The sequence below is a fragment of the Butyricimonas sp. Marseille-P2440 genome, assembly GCF_900091675.1.
GTDB lineage: Bacteria > Bacteroidota > Bacteroidia > Bacteroidales > Marinifilaceae > Butyricimonas > Butyricimonas synergistica.
The window spans coordinates 579,907-605,962 of the sequence record NZ_LT594610.1 but is presented as its reverse complement, the minus strand read 5'-3'; the positions used below and the strand labels follow the sequence as shown (position 1 = coordinate 605,962).

Genomic DNA, 26,056 nt, shown 5'->3' with positions numbered 1-26,056 from the left:
GTTTCTTCAAACTAAACCAAAGAATTTGAAATAAAATAATCTCTTTTTACCCAAAGACCTCTCCAATCACAAGAATCCCGGATCATAATCACAAAAAAATCCATGCCTTATGGCATGGACACCAACGATATTGTCATAAATGTATTCATTAAAAATCATATTTTTGATCGTACCCCCGTTCGTGAATATTAATTCCTTCTTTCATCCACCGGGGCATTGGTTCTTCCTTGAGATAATGGTTAAAGAATTGTTCCAACCGTATCGTCCAATCCTTCTGTGCCGGACGAGCACCCAAAAAATGCCCTTCCCCGACATAATTCAACATCCATGCCGGACGTTGCAAACGCCGCAAGGCAAGAAAAAGATTCCTGCCATCATAATAAGACACCGCTCCGTCCTTATCGCAATGAAAAATTAATGCTGGGGTATGTATCCGGTCGGCAAACAACAATGGAGAATTTTCAATATATCCATCCAAATTCTCCCAAAGAGTCGTCCCCATGCGACACTGCCAATCCTCATACATCAACATACAGGGGATACCGCTCTCCTCTCGAATTCCAGTATAAACAGATGTCAAATTAATCAAAGCAGCCCCGATATTCACGCAAGTAAACATATTTGTTCTCGTCACTAGGTACGCAGCCTGGAATCCCGACCAACTATGCCCCTGCAACCCAACTCGTTTCGGATCGATAATTCCTCTATCAATCAGAGCTTTCGTCCCGCTCACCACGGCATCATAAGAACTCTTACCCGGGTTACCGATTTCAAAATAAACATCCGGCTGAAACACGATATACCCCTTGCTGACATATGTTGGGATATCAATCATCGCGTGACTCAAGCCGGGCACGGGATGAATGTGCATCTCTGGTGTATGGGTTTCATAAAAAGTTACGATAGTCGGGTAACTCTTATTTTTATCGTAATCATCCGGCAAATAAAGCAACCCTTGATTGGTTTTCCCGGCATAATTCGTCCATTCTACCTGCTGCATGGTCCCCCACTTGTAATCTGCACGTTGCGGATTCACGTTTGTGATCTTCCGCATCTTCCGGAACGAGGCATCAGCAATCCATAAATCTCGATCCTCTTGGTAATTCTGCCTCGTGCATAATAATGTTTTCCCATCCGTGGATTGTTGAGAGATCGTCAGCATAAAAGCCCCCTCAATCTGCGGGGTCAATTTTCCGGACGGAGATAACGTCCAAACACCTGTATTTTTTGTTGTCCAGTCCGTCGACATAACACGACACTCCCCCTTCATATCAACACGTACAATATCCCAATCGATATTGAACAGCCGAAATATCGTATTACGCTTACGCCCTTCTTCCTTTGTCCAGCAATACGTATCCGTGGCACCCGACAAATCCACCACCCAAATATCAAAACGATCATAAACGATCAATTGTTTACCATCCGTACTCCATCCCGCAATACCGTAAGAAGGTGCTGGATTCGGACGATCGTATAATTCATCATACAAAGGATATGGAATCTCATCCGCAAGTACCCTACGGGTAAAAGTTCCCGGTTCCAATATCACCCACGAACGTTTGTTATTATCATAGTAAAGTAAATAATCCCCGTTCGGACTCCAATACACCCGCCGAGTCAAAGCCTCCGCCACCAAACGATGTTCTGCGGTGGCCAAATTTATAAGGTAAAGATCAAAACGAGCGTCATGCAACCAGTCCCGCTTATCCAAATAAGGCGTTTCATCCTTCTCGTAAGCATAAGTAGGTTGATCCGTTTCTGCCATATATAACTCCGGGTGTCCCGCTTCACAAAGTTGGAAACATTTGCCATTCGTTGCGTCTGACATAAATTTCTCGGGAGTCAACTTTTGGGGACGGTACCCACTGATCGCTTGTTGCGAAGGAATTACGGGATCATTCCAACTCCAAAGTTCAAGAGTAAAACTCTCATCTTTCTTGCCCTTGGGCTTTGCAGCTTGCGCTTTCTTTCGCTTCTCGAACATAACACGTTTCGAAGTTCCCAATTGACGCACTGACCGCGTATCGATATTCATCTCTCCGATCTTATCGTTATTGAGCAATTCTTCAACAAGCTTCGTCTTCAACGAAAACGTGTAATATCCCTTCTCTCCTTCTTTCCCATCAAAAGAAAATCCCCCATCTAGTCCCCACTCGTTAAAGTAAAAATGATCCAACCGTTTCGTATTATCCCGATAAATACACTCGTACTTACCCGCCTTATTCCGAGAGCCGAAATAAATCACATGACTATCGGCTTCTCGTTTTAAATAAACAATTTTCCAATCCTTATCATACAAATAATAAGTCCCCACACCCGTCAGCATCAAACTATCCTTCGCTTCAAGACCTTTCACGACCAACGTATCGTTCGTTTGGTAAGCAACAAGAGGAATTTCCGGATTAAGTTCCATACCTTCCCGTAATGGAATCTCTTTACTATTCCGCAAACAACGAGCCACACGAATCACATCGTCACCCGTCGGCTTATCGTAAGCAATCCACTCCCCGCCAGCAAAAAACTCGGGAGTATCCGAACACTCCAAAGTACTCGTTCTCCCGGTTTTCACTTCATAGAAATAATAAATATTCCGAGTAACCTCGTTTGCCGCATCATTATCGAAATACATATACCTGTACAAAACCCACTTTCCGTCGGGAGACAATTTATAACTATCCACCCGCCGCCACTTCTGATAAGCTTCCTCATCTAACTCCTTCCTCTGGGAATAACAGGAAAAAGAAACTAAAAACACATGAATAAAACTTAGAATAACGATATATGATAAACGGCACATAATTCTTACTTTTCAGGGGTTACTCGGTCTTTAATTACTTTAGTATTCAAGTACAAGAATGCAATACGGGGAGGACCGGCAGTCACTAGCAAAGACAAACTGTCCGCATTCAATTGATCGATCTTCTCTTTAGTCAGATATTCTTCTCTCGTTCCATCTTCCTCGATACTCTCGCCTTTAATGATCAAATACCCCTCTTGAATCTCCCAAGTTTTCAAATCCAAAGTCGGAATGTTTATACTCTCGCAAACGCCCCCCTTCTTAAAGCGAAAACCCTTCAATTCACCCGTGGACTGATACGTGTAAGGATTGCACCATTCACCAAGGAGTTTCTTTTCCATTTCCTTCTGGGGGTCAGTAGCACACGCCAGACACAACAGCGCCAGACCGATGTAGATTAAATTCTTCATGTTTCTAAATTTTAATTTTACATTTTACTTTTAATACACGTCTTAATTACACCACCGGACCGGAAAAGGATTAAACTCTTGCAAGAAAAAAATCAAAAAATAAATGCCACCACCCGAAACGAACTATTAGTAAACAAAATAAAAGGTGAGTAAAAGCACTTTAGAACTCTTACTCACCCTATTCTATCTTTATTAGGACTTGTCTATTCTTTAATCCACTTCTTCAATTTATCATTTCCAAACGTGTTAGCCAAAAATGGCAATCCCAATACGATACCAATCCCAGCGAAACCACCTAAAAACGTAAAGAGTACACATATCAACCCTCTCTTGGGCTTGGAACGCTCCACGGGTACCACCACGGGCTCGACAACCGTCAATATCGGGGTCGTCTCGTTCACGGCAATTTCAGCTTGTTCCAATTGTTTGGCTAATTCAGAGTAAACATTATAGGCTAGATTATACTCGTTCGTTAACATCTCCTCCCGAGTTTTAGCCACTGCAGAAACAAACCCCTTATTGGAATCCCGGAACTTAGCCAACTCCTCCTGTTTTATCTCATAACGCTCCTTCGCTTTATCATATTGTTTTTGCACGAAATCCAGATTTGACTGAACTTTCTCGATTTTAAAACGCGTAATATACTGTTGCAATAACTTCTGTGCTTGTTGTGCCAACTGAGCTACAGCTAACGGTTCCGGTAAAGAAGCCGTCAATTGCACGTACCCGTCCTTATCGTTCACGTTCAACGAGATAATCTGGTTCAACTTCTCGGAAACCTCTTTTTCATCCTGAGAAAGCGACTGTATTGCTGACTCTTGGTCCAGCACCACGGTAGTCGTGTCTTTCCCCCGAATCGCTCCGATAATCACTCCCGGCAAACCAATCGTGTATTTGGCTATCGTACCGAAAAGGCTGAATTTTTTATACTCGTCTTTCGTGTAATAATCAAACAATGTGATCGGTTGCTCGTATTCCTCAAACTTCAACGACGTTGCCATCAATTCTTTCTTGAACGGGATACTGGACAATATCTTGGGATAAATTGCCGGGGCTAAAACCTCTCCACCTCCCATAGATCCTAAATTAATACCTACCATGGAAGCCAATCCGCTCAATCCCCCGCTAGCTTTCTTATCACCTGTTTGAGGCACCATCGTACATCCGGCTGAATATTCCTTCGGACTGAAGAGAGCAACCAACACGCCGATCACCATAAAAACAACCGTGACCCGAATAATCAATTTCCGGTTTTTCCATAATTTCCGGATCACTTCAACCAAATCAATTTCCTCCTCTTGCGGCATCTGATTCATCTGTTCTTTCATTTCCTGTCCCATAACTACTTCGTGCTATTAAGAATTGATGTAACCATTGCGGCAATGGATGTCGTAGAAGAAGTCAGACTCAATATTTCCGGCAATCCCAACCGGTTCTTTCTCTCCAACTTCATGGGCACAATAATCTCACATCCCGGTTCAATCTTTGGATTTCGTCCTCCCCGACGCACAGCCAATGTTCCATTGGGATAAATCACGTAAGCCCTGCGCTTCTTTGCATTCATGCTATACCCCCCGGCATTATCTATATAATCCCTCAACTTCATTTTATTCTTGTAAGTAACCGCATTAGGGTACATCACAGCCCCACTGATTTTCACGGTATTAACAAAATTAGACACATGCAACACGTCTCCTTCTCGAAGAACCAAGTCATCTTCCCCGCCTGGATTAGCAAGAGCTTTCTCTAAATCAATACCAACAAAATAAGTTCGTGCTAAATCCAAACTTTCCATTGATATGGAATCACCCTCCGTAAATTTTGTCAATTTCTCGGCTGACGCCACTCTCATTAATTCATCTTGATTCATCTGCCGTTCCAAACGGGCTCCTTTCATATAAGCTTTGGATGTTATCCCCCCGGCACGCTTCACTAAATCTGAAAGCCGGTCATTTATAGACATTTTGGCATAAGTCCCCGGGTAAAGGATTTCCCCCTCTACCCGCACATTCTGCTGTTCCCGATATCCCGGAGACCGACGCACGTAAATCTCGTCAAAAGGCTCCAGCACGAAGTTCTTGATTCCATCCACGACTAACCCGTCTTTCAACGCAAAAGTAAACAACTCGGCTTCCTCGGGCGCCTCGGTTGTACTCTTTGGTGATTTTATTCTCCTGGACACATCCACCCTCACCTCGGAAGCCGATTCCAGCAACCCACCAGCTTGAATGACAGCATCCTCTAATGTCATGTTTTCTACAAAATCATACTGTTTCGGATTCTTCACCTCTCCCCGAATCTCAATCACGTATCCTTCCCGCAATGCAGTCTTCGAGGGGACATACAACACGTCATTTTTCCGCAAAGGAATATCTTCTGCTCCTCCGCTTACAAATTTACCTAAATCTATCGCCAAAGCCTCCCGTGTCAAATCCTCCTTTTCCCGGTACAATATGGCTCGGTTTAAGAAAGCATCCTCCCTCGGTCCCTCGGCTATCGCGAGCAAATCTCCCAAAGTTTTTATCATGGGGTTAATCGCATAATCTCCAGGACGGAATACAGCACCGCTAATTGTAACCTTATTTTCATATTTATCCAATATCGCATCCACCCGCACGGCATCTCCATTTTCCATGATAAAAGAAGGATACTCGTCACTAAAAACCGTAAACATCCTATATTCTGTATCTCCCTTACGACTGATATTCAAATTTTTTTTATACGCGTTACTTGAAAAACCACCCGCATACTCCAACAACTGCTCCAAACTCTCGTCATTCTTCAACTCATAACGCATCGGACGTTTCACATTTCCCGAGATAGTCACTATTTTTTGGAATGTCCCGATATTGATTAAATCACCGTCTTGCAAAGTAATATCAATGCTGTCGTCCCCTTTCATTACATACTCGTACACGTCAATATGTTTTAACGCTTTTCCATTCCGGTATAATATCACGTCCCGTAATGTTCCTACATTACTCACCCCGCCAGCAGAATACAAAGCGTGAAATACAGTCGCCAAAGAAGGCAACGTGTAAGTTCCCGGCATCACCACTTCACCCATGATATTCACGCTGATACTCCGGATCTGCCCTAAAGAGAGCTTCAAAAACGTCTTCGGCTCATCGGAAATCAAATCCGAATAAATCCGACCGAATACATTTTTCAAATAAGATGACGCTTCCCGGATTTGTCTGCCGTTCAAATAAACCGGTCCTATCCCCGACACATTAATATTCCCTTCCGGGGAAATTACTTGGCGAATCGTAGTTTCCGAGTTTCCCCAAATATCAATAATTACCTCATCTCCGGGACCTAGCTTGTAATTATCCGGTGTCGGAATATTCAAATTCGGCTCGAACGTAAGGTTTTTGTTGCTAAACAAATTCCTACCGAATACCCCTGTCTTGTCACCTTCCGTGACCAGTACGACATCCCGGTTACCAACTGAAATGGTTTCTAGCCGCTCCCTACTTCCTTGCGACAAACCAGTTTGGGCAGTTGAACCCTTCTCGTAATTCTCTTTAATTCGCAAAACCTGTTCTTTGGTCACACCTTTTTCAGCCAACATGACCACAATCTCGTCTTGACTTTTTCCTTGGGCTTGCGCCTCCTTTACAGCCTCTATCACTTGGGCATCTGTCATTTGTGCAAAAGTCGCTCCCGACACACCAAGTATTAGTACGATCAATATTAAAAATCTCATATTACTTTTTTTGAATGTTTTTACGCAACCATCCTTTCAGTTCACAACCAAACCGCCCTCCTCACGGGGCAAATCGCAAACCTACTAGCCGGATCCGGCACAAAGATACAAATATATTTTTATAATCCTACTTTCCTGTCCATAGTGCATAATACTTACGACGCAACGGAAGATAGATCGTCACGAGTAAAATGACACTCGCTATAGCATATAAAAGAGTGTACGACGGAAGATAAACCGCCACTAGCAGATACCCGGCACTTACCAATGCTTGCACCGCCATGTAAATAAGCGAAACCGAAAGATGGGGCACCTTTCCCTCGTTAGCCAATAGCTGGTACAAGTGCTTGCGATGCGGTTGCCCTATATTCTCTTTCAACATCAAGCGGTGAATAATCGTCAACACCCCATCAATCCCGTACACGCCGAACAGAATTAAAGCAGAAATCTCCCCTGTGCGCACGATAAAAGTTCCCAACAAAAAAAGAAGTATAAAAGCAATCGAAACAGCACCCACGTCCCCTGAAAAACACCGGGCATGAATTCTGAAATTATAAAAATTAAATACCAATAAAGATAATATAATCACTGGAATAAATCCCGCGGGAGCAATCTGCACTACCCATGTATTTATCGCCCACAAGGCAAGCAACACGACCAGGCTATATCCCCCGGTAATCCCGTTAATACCATCCATGAAATTATATATATTCAGGATCGCCAAACAGACAAACAAAGCAACAATCACATATCCCCACGAAACTTCATGTATTCCCAATTGCACCATCAGAAACAACAACGCCAAAGCCTGCACCAGCAAACGCAACTTAGCCGAAAGCGGATGCATATCATCCAAGAAACTTACCACCGCCACCAACGTCAAACCACACAAGAACCACGGGGCGAAAAAACCGAATATCAAACCATAGACAAGCACACCAAAATAAAAAATCACCCCGCCTCCTCGCAGGGTAATTGTATGATGTGAACTCCTCTCGTTAGGAACATCTATTATCTTATATTTCTCCGCTATCTTAAAATAAATGTTCTCCATCACAAAAAGTAGAAGGAGAACAAACCCGAAAATCCAATCTATCATTTTCTCTGCCTGAACGATTCAACCATCTCACGAATCCCCTCTTCCAACGTGTACCGGGGTTCATAACCGATAGAATTTAAAGCTAATTGACGATCTATCACCACATCCCCCCACAACTTCTGGTAAAGCTCTGGACGCACCTTCTCAACCATTTTCAAGAACAGTGAAGGCGAAGGCAGATTAATCGTATGTACTCCCAATTGTTTCGAGATCACCTCAATAACATTACGTGTGGAATAAGGTTCTTTATCCGTCGGGTAAAAAACACCTTCAACTTCTTTCTCTACGGTCAAATGAATAAACTCGATCAAATTCTTCACGTTAATAAAATCACGGCTATTCCGTGCTGATCCGAACGGGAGCGGTATATGACGATTCACCAAACGGATCAACCGCATCATATTTCCGGGAGCCATACCCCCACCATAAGCCATCGGGGGGCGAATGATCACCGTCTTGAACTCGTGACTGCTCATTGCCAACAACTCCTTATCAGCTTTCAACTTGGAACTACCGTAATAAGTCTTCGGCATCTCCGGCGTCGTTGACGAAATACGACTAGCGGTACCGAACACGGCTATCGTACTCATTTGAATAAATTGACGAACACCTGCTTGGCGAGCCTTCTGAGCTAACACACAAGCCATTCGATAATTTACCTCATCATAGAGTTCTTGGTTTTTCTCTTCCGGACGGTGTACGATAGCGGCGAAATTAATTACCGCATCAAACCCCACGAACGATTCCACAGGCATATCCCAAAACGCCTTTACCACGATTTCCTTATCGTATCCTGTAGGACGTCGGCTATAACAAGTTATAGAATCTTCCGACTGGTAATTCCGGATAAACTGCCCTGCAATAAAACTACTTCCTCCAATTATCAATATTCTTTTCATTCTTCGATCTATTTAAACGGCATAAAATCTTACTTTGTCCATTTTGTGGACCCTAAACAATCTCCTTCATGCGTCATTCATTTTACTCGAAAAACGCCTCCTCGTTTTCCAAAGCTTGTTTACGTCGTGTAGACCTTAAATGTTTGATTTGTATTCATATAATTAATAATAGTGTGTTGTGTGTGTTGCTTTTTACTTTCAAGATGCGAAGATATGATAAAGGTTGCGTCAACAACATGAGTTTTTTCATTTTTAACAATACTATAACATTTACTCAGATTCAATTAAAAATAAACACCCACAACTACTAATATATCTTCTATCCCTTTAATGTAGCATCAATACATTTTTAAATTTATCATATGCACTTTCCCATGTGAATTTTTGCACGTAATGATTTCCTGATACAGCTAGTCTAAAACGTAATTCTTGATCTTCAATTAATCTAATCACATTCACCGCCAAAGAATCTACATCTTTCACAGGGCTAACTAACGCTGTTTCTTCATGATGTGCTAATACCGCATATCCGCCATTATCAGTACAAACAACAGCGCACCCGCATTGCATGGCTTCACCTACGGTTAATCCCCACCCTTCAGAATGGCTTGCTCCGACATATATTGCTGCCTCATTATAAATTCGATTGAGAGTTTCCTTATCAGGCATCTGATAATATATATACCAGTTTGGAAGATTTGCAGGTTTAGGAAAAACTCCAAACAAATTTACTGTCAAACAAGGATATTTCTGCTTCACAATATCTAATGCCTTAAAAGCATCTTGCGTACCTTTCCATGTTAATTCATGATATAACATTATAATTCGATCATATTGACGATTCTGAATTTCTTTACTTATTTGAAAACTTTTAAAATCAAATCCATTTTCAACAACATCAGCAAACTCCCCCATTTTATGAGCAATCCTCTCCAACCAAGGAGCAATTACTATTTTATGTAGAGGAGCCTTCCATGTTGCGATCAAGCGTCTTTCATCACGACAACTCCATTCTTCATAATGTTGGATAAAATAGAATCTATGATCGTCAGCAATTCCCTGATAATTCATCAGATACTCTGCAGTTTCCCATGAAGTTGCAATATAATAATCTACTATTGGTATATTCTTTTGCTCAAGAGAATACACCCATTTCTGTTGAATTCGTTCATCCAACACAAACCACTCTTTGGGTAAATACTCTTTCGTCCGTTTTAGATGCCAATAATAATGCCAACGACGACACCTATACACAAATGGAAATTCTTCTGGAAATAACTGCGCTGCATAAACTATATGAACTAGCAAACCATCCTCAGCCAAACGATTAGCATACTCATAAACGACTTTAAATCCACCAACCGGCACAGTAGCTGAACATGGAAGCAAAAAGACGATACTTTTCATCCTATTTTCATTTTAATCATGGTAATATAATGCTTTAGATTAAATCCGAACAACCATCCCAATAAAGGCAATGTTATCAACAAACAAATTCCTTGAAGCAATATTTGTAAAAGTATATGTATGCCGCCCACATAGTAATTGATCACGATTTGTACAACAATAAGCAACAACAACAAAAACAAATAACGAAATATATACTTTGTCATATGTTTTTTATTCGTCAATCGTAAACAATAATACATAATAATAGCTACTATTGTGTGAGAAATAAAAAGTGCTATAACAAAAGTATAAATTCCTAACTCTTTATAAAACAAAACATCAAATACGATCATGATCACCTGTGCCAAAGCTCCATATATCGCATACTTCTTTCCTTGATTTTGAGACAATAAAGAAAGACCGAAAAAAAGATAAAGAGCAACACTTATAAAAGAGACACCATACAATTGTGTTAATAGTGCCATATCTAGTACTGTATCCATTGTTATTTCGCCTCGAAAATAAAAAAATGTATCAATTGGCAAAGCAGCTCCTATTAATAAAGGAAGAGTTATTGAAAGGAACAAAAAAACAACCTGTACATATTGTTTAAATACACCTAGAAAACCAACTTCATCGTGGTCAGAATAATGCTTTGATAAAGTAGGAACTAACACAGAACTCAATACCCCAAGAAAGACACCTAACAATACTTCTGTAAAACGACGAGCATAGTCAATTGTCGAAACAATCCCAATTCCCATTAAATTAGATATACTTTTTTCTACCACAGCATTACACTGCGAAACAAAATAAGGGATGAAAAAAGGGATCGAAAAAATAATAAATGGTTTCACAGCTTTCCACGAAAAAAACAAAGGCAAATACCCCATCTTTATATTCTTCTTATGAATATACAAAATGAGCACCAATAAAAGCAACGAGAGACTCAAATACATGGAAATAACCAACGAATCAATTCCAATTATAGGAGCGAGTAATAACAAACAAAGGATATGAAGAATTCCTGAAAAAAAATTTACAATCTCTGGTACATAGAAAGACTCGTATGCATTTAAAATACTTGTTCCAATAACGACCAACTGATTAATAAGAAAAGTCGGAACCAACAAATATAACATTTTAACAAACAGATGGCTATTCTCGTCTGACACAGAAGGAGCAATAATATGCATCAAGAAATTAGGAAAAAGCATAATTAAACCAGAAACTAATATTGTTACCAATACCATAAAAGAAAGTAAAGATGACGTTTTACGTAAAGCCTCATTTTCACCTTCTTGTTCTCGAAGAAATATAAATCTAGTCCTAAAAGTTTCATTAATGGGTCCCCACACTGCTAAATTGATTGTCGTTATAAACGCTACCACTAACAACCAAACATCCCTCTCTATTCCAACACCAAAATACTTGGCAGATAATGCTACGGTTACCACGGACATTGCTGTACGCAATAAACGTAGTCCAAATAAATATACTGAAACTTTCCTTAGATTTTGAACCATATCTTTTCAATTCAAATTATCTAAACCAATCCTTTTCCGTCATATCCATCTCAACTTTTATATTGTTCTTTTATTTGACGATTTATTCTTTTTCTTTCTGAATCCCAAAACCACCCCCACTTATTCAAATAATAGACAGCAGCCTTCACATGAATCCAGAATAAACGCAAATTTTTATGAGATCCCTTTTCAAAATCATGGATAATAGTCCGTTCCGGAAAATAAACTGTTCGATATTTTTGAAAAATACGACGATTTAAATCCGTATCTTCTCCATACATAAAAATACCTTCATCAAACACGCCAATCTCCTTTATTACCTCTGTTCTTAAAAACATGAAACAACCAGATAAATATGGTACATCCATGATTTTATCATACCCCGTAAAACGCATCTCAAACCAATAATCGATTTTAGCCCTTAACTTTTTAGAAGGAATAAACATTCGAATAATCCAGTCGACAGGTGTTGGTAACAACTTACACAAATACTGCAAATCACCATTAGGATATATAATCCGAGGCATACAATTCCCAATATTAGGATTTTTCTCCATAAATTGATATATAGCCTCAATTGTTTCTTTCTTAAAGCGAATATCTGGATTTAATACTAGGTGATATTTACCAAGTTTAGAAACATCACGCATAATTATATTATGAGCAGCACCAAATCCTATATTCTTCTTATTATATATATATATTATCCGAGGATCAGTATACCATGTACGAATTGTATCATTAGGAGAGTTATCTACAATATACAATCGAATATCCATATCCGTATTAAGAAAACTGTTAACGGCTGCATCTAATACCTCTTTCTTATTTCTATATGTAACAATTGAAGCTGTAACTAACATAGTTTTTATCATGAAACACAAAGGTAAAATAAAGATTCATAACTAAAAAATTATCGTCTTGTCCCAACGATTTTCTTATTTTTACAAATCCAAATCCATGGGAAAAATTTTATAACAAAAGTCCTCAAGTCAACAATATGCAATCTCCCAATCATTTTTATTGCTTGAAAAAACTTCCCAAACTGTAAAGCAAGTATCACATAACGAAATACCTTGGAATTCTGAAGTTCTCGTTGCGACAATCCACCCCGACCATACTTATTAACAATATATTGAACAATAGAATCAATACTCTGATTAAATCCTAAAGCTCGTTGATAGTTACTATTGTTACTGATCGAAGTCGTCAAGTGTCGATAACCTGCTGTATAATCATCCAAATAAACCACATTAGCATGAGCACTTATTGATAACCAAACAGGATAATCAAAAGTTTTAAAACCCAATGAAATATATTCATCTATATTGCAATACAAATCAAACATTTTCCTCGAAAACAATGCAGTAACCGCCGCGACCATATTTTCTCTCAATAAATTCGAATAATTTACACTCTTCCCCGGTGTTTTTGAATATGCAATCTCATTAGAACTATAATCAATAGTAACCCAATTTGAAAATACTAGACCACAATTATTCGAGTGTTCTATTTTATCCACTTGCTTTTGAAGTTTAGAATGATCTATCCACACATCATCACTTTCTAGTATAGCGATATATTTCCCTTTAGCCTGTCCTAATAAGTATTTATAATTCAACATTAATCCTTTATTCTCCGCATACTGAAAAAAATGAATTTTATCAGGATAATTTTCCGCATAGGTTCTAGCAATTAAAGAAGTTGTATCAGACGAACAATCATCTCCAATTAATAACTCAATATCAAAACAAACTTGTTGCGCAAGAAAACTATCTATTGCCTCTGCTATAAAAACTTCATGATTATACGTGGGCATCAATACGCTTACTAGTATCATATTATCATCATCCTTAAAACTTAAATAAAATCATCATATAATATACTTATCATCTATCAAAATATATAGAATCCCTCATGTACAATCAATACTTACATAATTTCCGCATCCAATAATGTATTTTCATTTCCATTAATATAATCTTATAAGGGACATGTAACATATGGCATTTCAATCGAACTTTTATCGAACACCCTTTCCTCATTCTATGTATAATAACAAGTAATCTCCTTACTTCTCGCATCATATCCTTTTTATTATCAACACTCAACTTATTTTCGTTCAATATAAAAAAAGAATGAGTATATAACACAGAAACAAAATAAGAATAAAAAGATTTATAAAAAGAAACAGGTATTTGCTCATACACTAAACTTATATTCTCAGAAATAATCCACAGATAATCCCAATAATTCTTCTCCTTTCTATTTGTTGTGATAGAATTATTTCGAATAACATATCTATATACATTCTCCTTTATAGAGACCATCCTAGAAGCAAACATGGCAAGACGAAAAGAAAATAACTCATCCTCATGTAACAAATTATCTTTAAACCACAAATTTTTCTGAAAGAAAAAATTACGATTAATTAGTTTACCCCACGCCATCACATACCACTTACCAAGAATATATGCTTCTAATATTTTATCATTAGAATCTAAAAGAGCCTCTGTCCGTAAAGGGCTATAATTCAATGCGCCCAAAATCTCAAAATTACCAATCAAAAAATCAGCATCCCCATATTTTTTTAAATTGCTAGCGAACAACTCCATTGCATTTAAAGACAATTCATCATCACTATCTAAAAAAAATAAATAATCCCCTGTTGCAACCTTCACTCCCGAGTTTCGGGCAGCAGAAAGACCTTTATTTTTCTCGTGAGTTACAATTTTGAAAGTAATATTTCCTTTATACTTAGAGAGAAATGAGGCTACAACAACCATTGAATCATCTGGAGAACAATCATCAACTATAATACATTCTATATTATCATACAATTGAGCTACCACTGAGTTCAAGCAGTTTTCTATACATTCCTTTACATTATATACAGGAACTATTATTGAAAATTTCATAGCAATTAATTCGATTTATCAATACTTCAAATCTTCTTTCCATTAGAAATAATCACGATCGTTGTAATTTTTATACTCAGACAAGTAACGAAATATCATTTTCACCGTCTTTTACCGCCTCATAATAGTATATTTCCACGTTCTAAATAAAAACAACAATTTATATAAATTAATTCCATTTTTAAATCCAAATAAAATCAAACGATGCGGCTTTGTAAAAATAGCCAAATACTTTTTCCGATAATATTGCTTATACACTTGCACAACCAAAGGATCATTTCGTGAAATCCCTCCTTGATTGCATGAAGTTAATAAACAACGTAAATTAATCCAAGCTATTTCAGTAAAGTATTTTTCAAAACAACCACGTTCCTTAAAAAAATCAGTAATATATTTTGCAGCCAATAAAGCATCTTCAGCATGCTTTAATGTTGGAGATTTCGTCGCCGCTCCGTGTCGTTGATAATAATGATAGCCATAGTAATCACTTTTAGTAACAGTTCGAGCATAGAAGGCTAATTGCAACATTCCAACCATATCTTCTGCCATACTTAACCTTTCCGGAATAATCATCTTTTTACAAATAGAAGTCTTTATTAGCCTCATGCACAGTCCCCAAAATTGTTTACCATATGCTAACTGATAAATAAACTCTGGAGATGAAATTGTATCGAAACTATCAGATTGAATAGGCATATTTTTCACATCACTACTATAAAAAAAATTACCTAAAACAATATCAGCCTTCTTATTCTCAGCACATGTGTATAAATATTCCAATGTTTCATTTTCCAACCAATCATCTCCATCCAGAAAAAAAATATACTCAGCCTGAGCAAATTCAACCCCAACTCTTCGGCAAGAAGTTACCCCCCCATTCTCTTTATCTATAACTTTTATCCTTGCATCTCTTGAAGCATATTCCTGCAATATTTCTAATGAATTATCTTTACTGCCATCGTTTACAACAATAATCTCTAACTCTTTATAAGTTTGATTAATTACCGAATCCAAACAACGTCGTATGTAAGACGCTAAATTGTAAACAGGAATAATTATAGATATTCTATCCATACTTCAAACTACTTTAGACGTATTTGTTTTATTCCAAGTAAAGTACCTTTAAAAAAAGAAGAATTTTTTTCTAGCAAGCTCTTTACACCATTAACGATAAGTAACCCAAACAAAACCCATTTCAGTTTAAAAATCGAACCTAATTGATGTTTCTGGTAAATATACACATAATTCATCACATATTGTTTACGATAATTACTCTGGTCTTTACTCCTTGTTGACTCATGTGCATGAAATCCTTTAAACTGATCCAAAAAGTAGGCTTTAAAATGCTTGTTAAATTGTATAGAAAATTCTGTATCTTCTAAATAAGCATAATCCTTAAAATACTCATCATAACGTATACAATCAAAAACAGTTCTTCTATATACAGAAAAACCTCCTCTTAAAAATCTTGCTGGATGCGTCTTAAACGTATCCAATGCCAAAACAGGCAGTCCTCCAGGAGTCAATGAAGTCTTCCCAAAATAGGATGTAAAAAATAATTTTCCAAACACATATTGAAACGTTCTTGCAACCTTGGAAGGCAATATTTTCTCAGATAATGCTCCAGTTACAGCCTCAATATTCCTGTACTGTCCAAAAAAAATTCTTACTTGTTCCAAAGCACCAGAGTAAAGATAAATATCGTCATCCAAAAACATAACCAAATCACATGTAGCCCTTTCAATCCCATAATTCCTCTGTAAAGGTAATCCGGGTCGAGTATGAAAATAACGAATTATTGACTTAAGTTCAGGAATATCTTCTCTCTCTATCTTTTTAAGTTCATCACTACTATCAACAACAATAACTTCATCATCTTCATATAACTGATCTGCAAAGATTCTCAAGTTATGAATTAATATATCTCTACGATTTCTGGTACAAAGTATTAAACTAATATTCATCTATACAAATTTACAGTATTCTTTATGTCTCCGATAAACACTTATCTTTACTTTCATTTTTATAAACCGCTGACAAAAATAGAATAAAAGACAATAAGGGGAAATAAAATACTTCTAAAACATTCCCCAATAAAAATAGAGCTATAAACAACAACACAAAACATTTATCTAGATAATGATAACAAAAGACACTAAAAGCAAAAACGATCAACAAACAACATATCCCCATCTCCAACAATACTTGTAGAAAAGAATTATGAAGATTCATCCCTTTTGCTGTAATCTCACGCGTCTTGCCAGCTCCAATACCCCACCAGTAATCATGATCAAAAGCCAATGCATCAAAAGCCTCTAATTGACTTTCAAAACGCAAGGACAAAGACACAAGCTTTTCTGCCATATAATCATTTGAAGTATCAATATTTCGAACTGTTGTTAATACAAATAATAGCCCATAATATATCAAAAAAATAGCAAGAACGCAAATGCCACCTAATATTTTTGTATTGACTTCAGACAAAGCCCACAGACTTTTTATTTGAAAAAGAATAAATATACAAAACATGACCACAATCAAAGAAAGCGAAAAAGAAAGCAATACCGCTCCAATTAAAAAGAAATTATACTTTCCTGTTGTCATTTTTAAATAATAAATATAGCAAAACAACATATAAGAAAAGAAATTAGAATCTTCAATAACTCCAGAAAAGCGCATAAATCCGTATGTTTCCACACCTGTTGTCAAAGAAAATCCCAACACATTATATAAGAACACATCTAGATATACCAATCCTGCGTTTCCGAGAAGAAAATAGTGAAGAACCTTATTAATTTTCAAATTATCAATCATTGGAATAAAAAGTGTAATCCATACTAACGTTAATGTCTTAAATATACGATAAGCAGCCCCACCATCATGAATAATAAGATAAAAAACAACCAATAAAATTGTCATAAATAAATACATATATAACATTTTCCTGTATTTTTCTGCGGAAGCTAAAAAAACACAAAATAGGACAGCACATGAAAACACTATATATATATTTGTAGCATAGGTAAAAACATAAAAACCTAAGACGAAAAATATATTGTATAATCCATTAAAAGAGATAACGTTTTTCATTTAAACATCCCTTTGATCAACAAACCGATTACACCACAGAAACCAAAGAAAAATATACACCCCAAAACAATCAATAAAGTTCGAGGTTCACTAGGATAAGAAGGAACCGAAGCTGGCTCAATAACAGCAAATGTTGGAGATTCTTCCTGCACTTTCATTTTCGCCTTATCCACTTCCTCCATCATTGTAACATACGGCTTGTACATAGATTCAAACTCTTGCTTTAAAAAAGCTTGCTCCAAAGACGAAATCACCGAATTCTTTTTTCCTTGAGAAGATATATATTCCTCTAACTCCCGTTGTTTAACTTCATAATTTGAACGAGCTTTTAAAAGTAATTTTTCGTAAAATTGGACATCCATATTTGCTTTATATGTCTTTTTTTCACGTACTAATTCTTGCATATCTTTAAATATTTCATCTGCCACTACAGCTGAAATCATCGGATCTTGCATTACAACAAACAGATTCATGACTCCGTTACGTTTATCCATCTGTACTTTAATATTTTTACTCATTCTTGAAACAAAAGCCATTTGCTCCGGAGCAAGACGAAATAAATTTATGGTATCAATATAAACAGGCTCACCATGCCTCCATTTTTGTATTTTTGAAGGTATATCCATAATTCCTTTCCACCAAGGAAATTTCTGCTCCTTCAACATATAATCACGTAACAATATTATAGAATCACTATCTAATTTAGCAACCTTCAAATCCCAGAATTTTAGCAAAAAAGGTTTACTTTTGATCACATCTGAAATAAAATTACTGTTTTCAATAGTTGATTTATCTGGTACTATCTTTACTATAGTCGAATAAGCCGTAGGAATACTCCAAGAAATAAGCAATCCGACAATCAACCCTATACACAAAATAAGCAAAAGCTTTTTTTTACCATTCCACACTCTTTCAAACATAGTTAAAGGATCAAGGCCTTTCAATTTATCTTCATTTTCCATCACATATAATAATTAATTTCTCCCAATAATTAGCATCTATTAAAACAAAATGCCCCAATCAGCAAATTATCAAATAAGTACAATTGTGAATGAGACACAAAATAAATTTTCAAAGATATAAAAATTAACAGTTAAAACAAACATTTCCACCAAAACATCATACGCAAGAACAGTAAAAAGTTCCCCACATACTTTAAATAACAAAACACATAATACCACAAATTGCACAGAAAAGCATAAAATCATTGATATTCCCCTATATTCCTAGCCAAACTAAAGTAAATAATAATTATTCTTATTTTTCTCAGAACATACAATTAAGGCACTCTCTAAAATAATGTTTTCTGTATCTCTTTCTTATTAACTTTCGAAACAAAAGAGAAAAGATATTATATTTCTTTAGTCTACAAATGAAAGTGCAAGAAATATCCGAAATTATTATACACAGTGATTATTTCAAATCTCACGATTACCCCCCCTATTCCTACTGAAGACCCACTGTAATCCCACCGAAGTCCCAAAGAAAACATACTCTACTGACAGTGTCGGAACCGTGTTGCTCCTATGTTGCTATAATCTTTAATATAGACACACAAGAGCACAAACGAAGCACAAACGACAGAGAGAGATTATTACAGTAGTTCTTCGGTAGTTCTTCAGTAGTTCTTCTGCGGGAAAAGAATATTTACAAAGAAACCACACTATCCTTAGATATAACAGCAATCACGTTCCCCATCCGAGGCACCCATACCAAAATTCGACATACCTCTTGGTCATCAATCAACTCACCTTCAAGCCCAGAAAGCTCACCTCGAACAACACGCACGGGAGAATAGCCCCGAATATTGTCTTCAACCATATCAATATCAACGGCTCGATCATTCAAAAGACGTAAAGATTCCACTTGCTGGTCGGAATATACCACAGGGATTTCACCCTCCCACAAAAAAGATATTACACCCGCTATACACAGAACTTTTGAAAATTCGGAACGTGTAACCCGAACGAATACACAACCGCTAAAAAGAGGAACTTCCACTTGCTTTTCCTGCCCTCCGAGTACCAGCTTCACGACACGCAAGGGGATATAATTCATTATTCCAGCTTGGTCAAGTCGCTCCTTTACACGTTTTTCCGCCCGAAAGGCGGTATATATGGCATACCAATTCGTCTGCTCCATTATTCTCTCACTTCTAAATTTTCAGTTACCTGAATCTTATCCAGCACCTCTTGCATATGATGCTCTACCCCCTCTTCCTCCATTTGGAAATCAATGGACTCGTAAGTGGAGTTTTTGGATTTGAATTCAGGAACGATACATTTCATCTGTTTTACCACGGCAAAGTTATCTCTTGTTTGCAAAGCTACATCAAGAGCTTTGATTGAATCGACCACTTCACTATAATTATATTCACGCACTTTAGCTATCTTAATTCGCTCGTGCACAGTGGGTAAAGTTGTTTCTTTCACGTTGAGAACTTCCTCGTACAACTTTTCTCCCGGACGCAAGCCGGTAAACACGATATGAATATCTTTTCCGATCTCGTAACCGGAAAGCTTTATCATCTTACGTGCCAGATCAACGATCTTGACACTCTTACCCATGTCGAACACGAATATCTCTCCCCCGCTACCCAAAGCCCCGGCTTGCAATACCAGTTGGCAAGCCTCCGGGATTGTCATAAAGAATCGGGTGATCTCGGGATGTGTTACCGTAACCGGACCTCCCGCCTCGATTTGCTTCTTGAAACGGGGAATAACAGAACCATTGGAACCTAAAACGTTTCCGAAACGTGTCGTGATAAAACGAGTATTCGCGATTCGATTCAATGACTGTGTATAAATCTCGGCAATACGTTTGCTTGCCCCCATGACATTGGTCGGGTTTACCGCCTTGTCGGTAGAGATCATCACGAAACGTTGGCAATCGTACTTGACAGCACAATCAGCGACGTTCTTCGTACCCAGGATATTGGTTTTCACACCTTCTATCGGATGCTTTTCCATCATCGGCACGTGCTTGTAAGCCGCCGCGTGGTAAACAATATTAGGCTTGTACGTCCGGAATATTCCTTCTACCCGTCCCTGATCGCGTACATCGCCAATCTCGATCTTGTAATCCGTGAAACCGCATTCCTCCTTCAGTTCCAACTCTATATCATAAAGCGCAGACTCTGCTTGATCGAACAACACGATCATCGAGGGATTAAAGTGTGTCAACTGACGCACGATCTCGCTACCGATAGAACCGGCAGCCCCCGTCACCAACACGACTTTATTCAACAACTGTTTGCGCAAATTCATCTCGTCCATATGGATCACGTCACGCTCGAGCAAATCCTCGATCTTTATATTTTTAATGTGACGCATACTTAATTCCCCGTTAATCCAACTCTCGAAACGAGGAACTTCGAGCACAACGACATTAGCTGCCAAGCAGATTTCAACGATCTCACGCTTTTTATCAACTGAGATCTGTTTTTTAGCGATCACCACTTTATCTACCCGGTAACGCTTCAACAATCCCGGCAACGCCGACATTTTATAAATCTTGACCCCTTCAAGAACTTTCCCCGCTTTACGGTTGTTCACGTCGATAAAAGCCAATATATTATACGTGGCGTCTTCCACGTTATCCATGGCATGTTTTGCCATGATCCCGTACTCGTCGCTGCCACAAATAATAACGTTCTTTTTCGTGCGTTCAGCTCCTATGTACTGGGAGAAAACTTTTTTCACGATCATGCGACTCATGATCATCACGCTCGTTAGACCCACGTACTCGGTAAGAAGTACAGACAAGGGAATATAAGCTTCCCCGAACAACAGAAAATAAATACCGTCTCCCAGGAAAAGAGCGACCTCCCCTGCCGTCAAGACGTAATAGATGCGTAAAGCATCTTCCGTTCCCGTGAAACGCACTATGCCGGAATAAGTACGCCCCAACACGAAACTAATCATACGAACCCCCACGATAACGAGAGCCCCGTTTAAAACGAAACCGAACCTCATCCGGTCAATTTGGAAGTTGACCCAAATCAGGTAAGCGACACTTACAGCCATTATGCAAAGCGCCACGTCTATCAAGAATACAATCCATCTAGGCGTGTATGAAAATGAATGTAATGTCCTCATTCGGTACAGACCGTTAGCGATAAATGCAACCATATCATTATTAATATAAATAAAAAACCTTCGCGGATAACCACTCCTTAAAGGTGGACACCCGCAAAGGTAATAGTTATATATTAAAAATAAAAATTTTTTCAGTACGCTTTTAATACATTTATCTCGTCCTGGGTTAAAAATCGCCAACGTCCTCTCGGCAAATTTTTCTTTGTTATCCCGGCAAAGAATACCCGATCCAATCGAAGAATCTGGTATCCCAAGTGCTCGAATATCCTACGAACGATGCGGTTTCTCCCCGAATGGATCTCGATTCCGACTTGAGTCCGGTCATCGGCTGCAACTTGAACATCGTCAGCCTGCACGAACCCGTCTTCCAGATCGATACCTTTCCGTATCGCCTCCAAATCACCGGATTTTACCACCTTATCCAAGAATACATGATAAATCTTTTTTTGGTTATACTTCGGGTGCGTCAATTTTTTGGCTAAATCGCCATCATTCGTGAAAAGCAATACGCCCGTGGTCTGACGATCCAAACGCCCGACCGGATAAACCCGCTCTTTGCAAGCCCCTTCGATCAAGGACATCACGGTTTTTCGCTCCAGCGGATCTTCCACCGTGGTCACGTAATCTTTCGGTTTATTCAGCACGATATATACTTTACGTTCCGGCACGATCATCTGTTCGTCCACCTCGACTTTATCCGTTCGTTTTACTTTTACTCCCACTTGCTGCACAACTTCACCATTCACTTTTACTCGCCCGGAAGTAATCAACACGTCGGCATCACGCCTGGAACAAATTCCCCCCTTGGCAATAAAACGATTCAAACGTAATTCCGTCTCCTGACCTTCATTTTTCTTTCGGAATTCTATTTGCTTTTTCTTACTGTACACGCTTTTCGCCCCCCCGTCACCATCAAATGATCTTCTCGGGCGTTCGATAAATCTTTCCCGGCGATCGCCACGATCTTCCCGATTCTCCCTTTCCCGGCGATCATCTCTCCGGTACTCGTTACGATTCCTGTCTTGAAAACGGTTATCCCGGTTACCCTCCTGGGGACGTCTTTCCCGACGTTCTCCCCGGTCTGAATCCCGGTTATTGCGATATTCCCTGTTATCCCGGTTGTCACGATTATCACGATCGCGATAGTTGCGATGATCCCGATTACCATTGTCCCGGTTATCCTGGCTATTCCGATCCCGATTGTATCGATTATCCCGGCTATCCCGGTTGTATCGACTATCTCGATTGTCCCGGTTATCCCGGTTATCTCTGTCAAACGATCTTCTCGGTCCCCGGCTATTATTATCCCGGTTTTCAAAACGATTGCCTTCACGTGTTCCTCTTTCCCGGTTTCCATCCGTCTCCCGACGATAACGATTCCCGTTGTCCGAATCCCCGGATTGTTCTCTCTCCCTTTCTTGGTTCAAATCACGGATAAATCCATATCCTTGCTCCCGATCAGAGCGATCCGTATTGAAACGGTTAGGTCTTTTGAATTCTCTTTCTCCACCCTCACGGTTTCCGAAATTTTGTGTGTTGCTCCGACGATTCTCATCACGATTCTCGATCGGTCTAGTAATCCTAGGTCTTTTAGTTTCCCTACTCATGTTCTAATTACCAATTTTAATTTTTGATTTTATATCCATCACACGAGCCGATGCTCATTTGCAATTTTTCATTTTCAACTTTCAATTACTTCGGTGCCGCCCTGTAAACAAAAAACGCCACCACAGAGAACAGGATATTCGGTATCCATACCGCTAATAACGGATTCATGTTTCCATTGGTTGCAAAAACCGTCGAAAATTGCATGAATAAAATGTATGAAAAACTGATTAACAAACCCAATCCCAAGTGGAATCCCATCCCCCCGCGTATTTTCCGGGAGGCAATGCTCACGCCAATTAATGTCAGAATAAAAGTGGAAAAAGCCCCCGAGAACATCTTGTACTTCTCGATCTGGTATTCCACCACGTTACTACTCCCCCGCAATTTTTGCCGGGCGATATATTCGTCCAGTTCCGGTAACGTCAAACGTTCTTTGATCTTTTTCGGGTCTTCGGTAAACTCTTCTACCTTAAAATTCAAGACGGTATCTATACTCTCTTTCCCGACAGTATAAGTTTCGTTTATCCCGTCAAATTCACGAGCGACCCACTTATCCAGCGTCCATTTCTTTTTTTCCTCGTTCCACGTGATCGACTCGGCTGACAATTTACTGACAAGCGTGTCATCCTTGAACACCTCATAGGTAAAATTATCCCCCCGCTTGCGGTAAATATTAAAACCACTCATGTAGATATATTCGCCGGGAGCCACCTGTTGGTGAACATTATTCTCCTTGAAATTATACGCTTTCCATATATATTTTTCAGAAAAATCTATTCGCTTCTTATTCGCGTTCGGAATAATAAACGCGCTCAACAAAAGAGACAAACAAGCAATGACCCCAGCAGCAATCATGTACGGGCGCACCATACGCCGGAAACTGATTCCGGTACTCAAGATTGCAATAATTTCGCTATTATAAGCCATCTTGGAAGTAAAGAAAATCACGGAGATAAACGTGAACAAGGCAGAAAACATATTAGCGAAATACGGCACGAAATTCACGTAATAATCGAAAATAATCGCCTGCACCGGGGCTTGCTTCTCGAGGAATTTCTCCAAGCGTTCCGAAAGGTCGAAAACGATCACAATACTCAGAATCAGTACCATCGAAAAAAAGAAGGTACCCAAGAATTTCCGGATAATATAGAGGTCTATTTTTTTCATTTTTACCAGGTACCTCGCGGCACTATAATCTTCTTGTAACTTTTTTAATTGTCCTTGTTTTCCACTCCGCAAAATCCCCTGCCAATATATGTTGGCGTGCTTCCCGCACTAACCACAAATAAAACGACAAATTATGGATCGAGCAAATTTGCAAGCCTAAAATTTCATCCGCTTTTATTAAATGTCGTAAATAAGCTTTCGAGTAATCGGTATCCGCGAAGCTCAATCCAGCGGGATCGATAGTGCTAAAATCACTCTCCCATTTCTTATTCTTTATATTGATTACGCCCTCTGTCGTGAACAACATCCCGTTTCTCCCGTTGCGGGTCGGCATCACGCAATCGAACATATCGACGCCCAAGGAAATCGCTTCCAGTATATTCTCCGGGGTTCCGACCCCCATCAGGTAACGAGGCTTATCTTGTGGTAAAATCCGATTGACCACTTGAATCATCTCGTACATTGTTTCCGCTTCCTCGCCGACAGCCAGTCCCCCGATAGCGTACCCTTCACGATTCAAGGCCACGGCGTGCTCTGCCGCCCGTTCCCGCAAATCTTTATACACGCATCCCTGCACGATGGGAAAAAGCGATTGATGATAACCGTATAGCGGTTCCGTGGCGTCAAATTGCTTCACGCATCTTTCCAACCAACGTTGAGTAAGTTCCAGCGATTTCTTCGCGTACCCGTAATCGCTTTGTCCCGGGGGACACTCATCAAATGCCATCACGATGTCCGCCCCGATTTTCCGTTGTATATCCATCACATTTTCTGGGGTAAACAGATGTTTTGATCCGTCTATGTGAGAACGAAACACTACCCCCTCTTCCGTGATCTTGCGACAATCTCCTAACGAAAAAACCTGGAATCCACCGCTATCCGTAAGAATAGGACGATCCCACGAATTGAACTTATGTAACCCTCCCGCGGCTTCCAAGATACCCGTGCCGGGACGCAAATACAAGTGATAGGTGTTTCCCAAGATGATCTGGGCTTTAATATCTTCCTTCAATTCCCTCGCGTGCACCGCTTTCACGGTTCCCACCGTGCCCACGGGCATAAAAATCGGAGTTTCGATATTCCCATGATCCGTGGTCAACACACCGCACCGTGCATCGCTATTCTTGTCTGTTGCTAAAAGGGTATATTTCATCTAATCATGATTTTGAGCCTGCAAAGATAGCACAACTAAACGAGAGTTGCAACACTAACTTTTCCGGTTCAAACGTATCATCTCATGCAATCTCCCAAAACGGGCGCGTGCTTTTGACCATGATCCCGCTTTGTCCATAGAGCACAAAACGACAGTTATCCCATGGTAATCCCAAGGAGAAACTACCTCTC

Annotated in this window: 20 protein-coding genes; all 20 read right to left on the bottom strand. The window is 39.1% G+C overall.

The genetic code is table 11. The features are described from left to right. Positions 1-148 precede the first annotated feature (148 nt). Positions 149-2,800: a S9 family peptidase gene (locus tag BN8899_RS13545; RefSeq protein ID WP_065219833.1), complete on the bottom strand. Its 2,652-nt coding sequence runs from the start codon at positions 2,798-2,800 to the stop codon at positions 149-151. Between the two features lie 5 nt (positions 2,801-2,805). Further along, the gene (locus BN8899_RS13540) at positions 2,806-3,210 is read right to left on the bottom strand and encodes a lipocalin family protein (RefSeq protein ID WP_018337010.1); all 405 of its coding nucleotides are present in this window, start codon (positions 3,208-3,210) and stop codon (positions 2,806-2,808) included. 203 nt (positions 3,211-3,413) lie between these two features. Further along, entirely contained in the window at positions 3,414-4,550 is a 1,137-nt protein-coding gene (locus tag BN8899_RS13535; protein ID WP_065219832.1) for a Wzz/FepE/Etk N-terminal domain-containing protein, read from the bottom strand. Positions 4,551-4,552: 2 nt separating this feature from the next. After that, complete coding sequence (locus tag BN8899_RS13530) at positions 4,553-6,919, bottom strand: SLBB domain-containing protein (RefSeq protein ID WP_065219831.1); 2,367 nt, start codon at positions 6,917-6,919, stop codon at positions 4,553-4,555. A gap of 127 nt (positions 6,920-7,046) precedes the next feature. Then, entirely contained in the window at positions 7,047-8,018 is a 972-nt protein-coding gene (locus tag BN8899_RS13525) for an MraY family glycosyltransferase (protein WP_065219830.1), read from the bottom strand. Beyond that, a complete protein-coding gene (locus tag BN8899_RS13520) occupies positions 8,015-8,917 on the bottom strand; it encodes an NAD-dependent epimerase/dehydratase family protein (RefSeq protein ID WP_065219829.1) in 903 nt (300 codons plus the stop codon). The genes BN8899_RS13525 and BN8899_RS13520 overlap by 4 nt, the downstream gene beginning before the upstream one ends. Before the next feature lie 327 nt (positions 8,918-9,244). Beyond that, the gene (locus BN8899_RS13515; protein ID WP_065219828.1) at positions 9,245-10,324 is read right to left on the bottom strand and encodes a glycosyltransferase family 4 protein; all 1,080 of its coding nucleotides are present in this window, start codon (positions 10,322-10,324) and stop codon (positions 9,245-9,247) included. After that, positions 10,321-11,832: a lipid II flippase MurJ gene (locus BN8899_RS13510; protein WP_065219827.1), complete on the bottom strand. Its 1,512-nt coding sequence runs from the start codon at positions 11,830-11,832 to the stop codon at positions 10,321-10,323. The genes BN8899_RS13515 and BN8899_RS13510 overlap by 4 nt, the downstream gene beginning before the upstream one ends. A 50-nt stretch (positions 11,833-11,882) precedes the next feature. Beyond that, positions 11,883-12,695 carry a glycosyltransferase family 2 protein gene (locus tag BN8899_RS13505; RefSeq protein ID WP_065219826.1) on the bottom strand — a complete coding sequence of 271 codons (813 nt, stop codon included), beginning with the start codon at positions 12,693-12,695 and terminating at the stop codon, positions 11,883-11,885. Positions 12,696-12,745: 50 nt separating this feature from the next. Next, positions 12,746-13,672: a glycosyltransferase gene (locus BN8899_RS13500; protein ID WP_065219825.1), complete on the bottom strand. Its 927-nt coding sequence runs from the start codon at positions 13,670-13,672 to the stop codon at positions 12,746-12,748. An 85-nt stretch (positions 13,673-13,757) separates the two neighbouring features. Beyond that, a complete protein-coding gene (locus BN8899_RS13495; protein ID WP_065219824.1) occupies positions 13,758-14,750 on the bottom strand; it encodes a glycosyltransferase family 2 protein in 993 nt (330 codons plus the stop codon). A gap of 111 nt (positions 14,751-14,861) precedes the next feature. Beyond that, on the bottom strand, positions 14,862-15,824 hold the full coding sequence (locus tag BN8899_RS13490) for a glycosyltransferase family 2 protein (protein WP_065219823.1): 963 nt from the start codon (positions 15,822-15,824) through the stop codon (positions 14,862-14,864). Positions 15,825-15,832: 8 nt separating this feature from the next. Continuing rightward, a complete protein-coding gene (locus tag BN8899_RS13485) occupies positions 15,833-16,714 on the bottom strand; it encodes a glycosyltransferase family 2 protein (protein WP_065219822.1) in 882 nt (293 codons plus the stop codon). 22 nt (positions 16,715-16,736) lie between these two features. Beyond that, complete coding sequence (locus BN8899_RS13480) at positions 16,737-17,840, bottom strand: O-antigen ligase family protein (protein WP_065219821.1); 1,104 nt, start codon at positions 17,838-17,840, stop codon at positions 16,737-16,739. Then, positions 17,837-18,802 (bottom strand): hypothetical protein, encoded by a 966-nt coding sequence (locus tag BN8899_RS13475; RefSeq protein ID WP_065219820.1) that lies wholly within the window; start codon positions 18,800-18,802, stop codon positions 17,837-17,839. Before BN8899_RS13475 ends, BN8899_RS13480 begins: the two co-directional genes overlap by 4 nt. A gap of 685 nt (positions 18,803-19,487) precedes the next feature. Next, entirely contained in the window at positions 19,488-19,982 is a 495-nt protein-coding gene (locus tag BN8899_RS13470; protein ID WP_065219819.1) for a UpxY family transcription antiterminator, read from the bottom strand. After that, positions 19,982-21,970 carry a polysaccharide biosynthesis protein gene (locus BN8899_RS13465; protein ID WP_231932352.1) on the bottom strand — a complete coding sequence of 663 codons (1,989 nt, stop codon included), beginning with the start codon at positions 21,968-21,970 and terminating at the stop codon, positions 19,982-19,984. Before BN8899_RS13465 ends, BN8899_RS13470 begins: the two co-directional genes overlap by 1 nt. A 98-nt stretch (positions 21,971-22,068) precedes the next feature. Next, positions 22,069-23,544: a pseudouridine synthase gene (locus tag BN8899_RS13460; protein ID WP_065219817.1), complete on the bottom strand. Its 1,476-nt coding sequence runs from the start codon at positions 23,542-23,544 to the stop codon at positions 22,069-22,071. 85 nt (positions 23,545-23,629) lie between these two features. Then, entirely contained in the window at positions 23,630-24,712 is a 1,083-nt protein-coding gene (locus BN8899_RS13455; RefSeq protein WP_018337028.1) for an LptF/LptG family permease, read from the bottom strand. 22 nt (positions 24,713-24,734) lie between these two features. Then, the gene (tgt, locus tag BN8899_RS13450; protein WP_065219816.1) at positions 24,735-25,865 is read right to left on the bottom strand and encodes a tRNA guanosine(34) transglycosylase Tgt; all 1,131 of its coding nucleotides are present in this window, start codon (positions 25,863-25,865) and stop codon (positions 24,735-24,737) included. Positions 25,866-26,056 lie beyond the last annotated feature (191 nt).

Bases quoted from the DNA above. Each gene is read 5' to 3' on its own strand.
- BN8899_RS13525 (WP_065219830.1), bottom strand. From the start codon at position 8,018: ATGATAGATTGGATTTTCGGGTTTGTTCTCCTTCTACTTTTTGTGATG.
- BN8899_RS13470 (WP_065219819.1), bottom strand. From the start codon at position 19,982: ATGGAGCAGACGAATTGGTATGCCATATATACCGCCTTTCGGGCGGAA.
- BN8899_RS13460 (WP_065219817.1), bottom strand. From the start codon at position 23,544: ATGAGTAGGGAAACTAAAAGACCTAGGATTACTAGACCGATCGAGAAT.
- BN8899_RS13480 (WP_065219821.1), bottom strand. From the start codon at position 17,840: ATGAAAAACGTTATCTCTTTTAATGGATTATACAATATATTTTTCGTC.
- BN8899_RS13490 (WP_065219823.1), bottom strand. From the start codon at position 15,824: ATGGATAGAATATCTATAATTATTCCTGTTTACAATTTAGCGTCTTAC.
- BN8899_RS13485 (WP_065219822.1), bottom strand. From the start codon at position 16,714: ATGAATATTAGTTTAATACTTTGTACCAGAAATCGTAGAGATATATTA.
- tgt (WP_065219816.1), bottom strand. From the start codon at position 25,865: ATGAAATATACCCTTTTAGCAACAGACAAGAATAGCGATGCACGGTGC.
- BN8899_RS13495 (WP_065219824.1), bottom strand. From the start codon at position 14,750: ATGAAATTTTCAATAATAGTTCCTGTATATAATGTAAAGGAATGTATA.
- BN8899_RS13515 (WP_065219828.1), bottom strand. From the start codon at position 10,324: ATGAAAAGTATCGTCTTTTTGCTTCCATGTTCAGCTACTGTGCCGGTT.
- BN8899_RS13530 (WP_065219831.1), bottom strand. From the start codon at position 6,919: ATGAGATTTTTAATATTGATCGTACTAATACTTGGTGTGTCGGGAGCG.
- BN8899_RS13475 (WP_065219820.1), bottom strand. From the start codon at position 18,802: ATGGAAAATGAAGATAAATTGAAAGGCCTTGATCCTTTAACTATGTTT.
- BN8899_RS13455 (WP_018337028.1), bottom strand. From the start codon at position 24,712: ATGAAAAAAATAGACCTCTATATTATCCGGAAATTCTTGGGTACCTTC.
- BN8899_RS13540 (WP_018337010.1), bottom strand. From the start codon at position 3,210: ATGAAGAATTTAATCTACATCGGTCTGGCGCTGTTGTGTCTGGCGTGT.
- BN8899_RS13500 (WP_065219825.1), bottom strand. From the start codon at position 13,672: ATGATACTAGTAAGCGTATTGATGCCCACGTATAATCATGAAGTTTTT.
- BN8899_RS13465 (WP_231932352.1), bottom strand. From the start codon at position 21,970: ATGGTTGCATTTATCGCTAACGGTCTGTACCGAATGAGGACATTACAT.
- BN8899_RS13505 (WP_065219826.1), bottom strand. From the start codon at position 12,695: ATGTTAGTTACAGCTTCAATTGTTACATATAGAAATAAGAAAGAGGTA.
- BN8899_RS13520 (WP_065219829.1), bottom strand. From the start codon at position 8,917: ATGAAAAGAATATTGATAATTGGAGGAAGTAGTTTTATTGCAGGGCAG.
- BN8899_RS13545 (WP_065219833.1), bottom strand. From the start codon at position 2,800: ATGTGCCGTTTATCATATATCGTTATTCTAAGTTTTATTCATGTGTTT.
- BN8899_RS13510 (WP_065219827.1), bottom strand. From the start codon at position 11,832: ATGGTTCAAAATCTAAGGAAAGTTTCAGTATATTTATTTGGACTACGT.
- BN8899_RS13535 (WP_065219832.1), bottom strand. From the start codon at position 4,550: ATGGGACAGGAAATGAAAGAACAGATGAATCAGATGCCGCAAGAGGAG.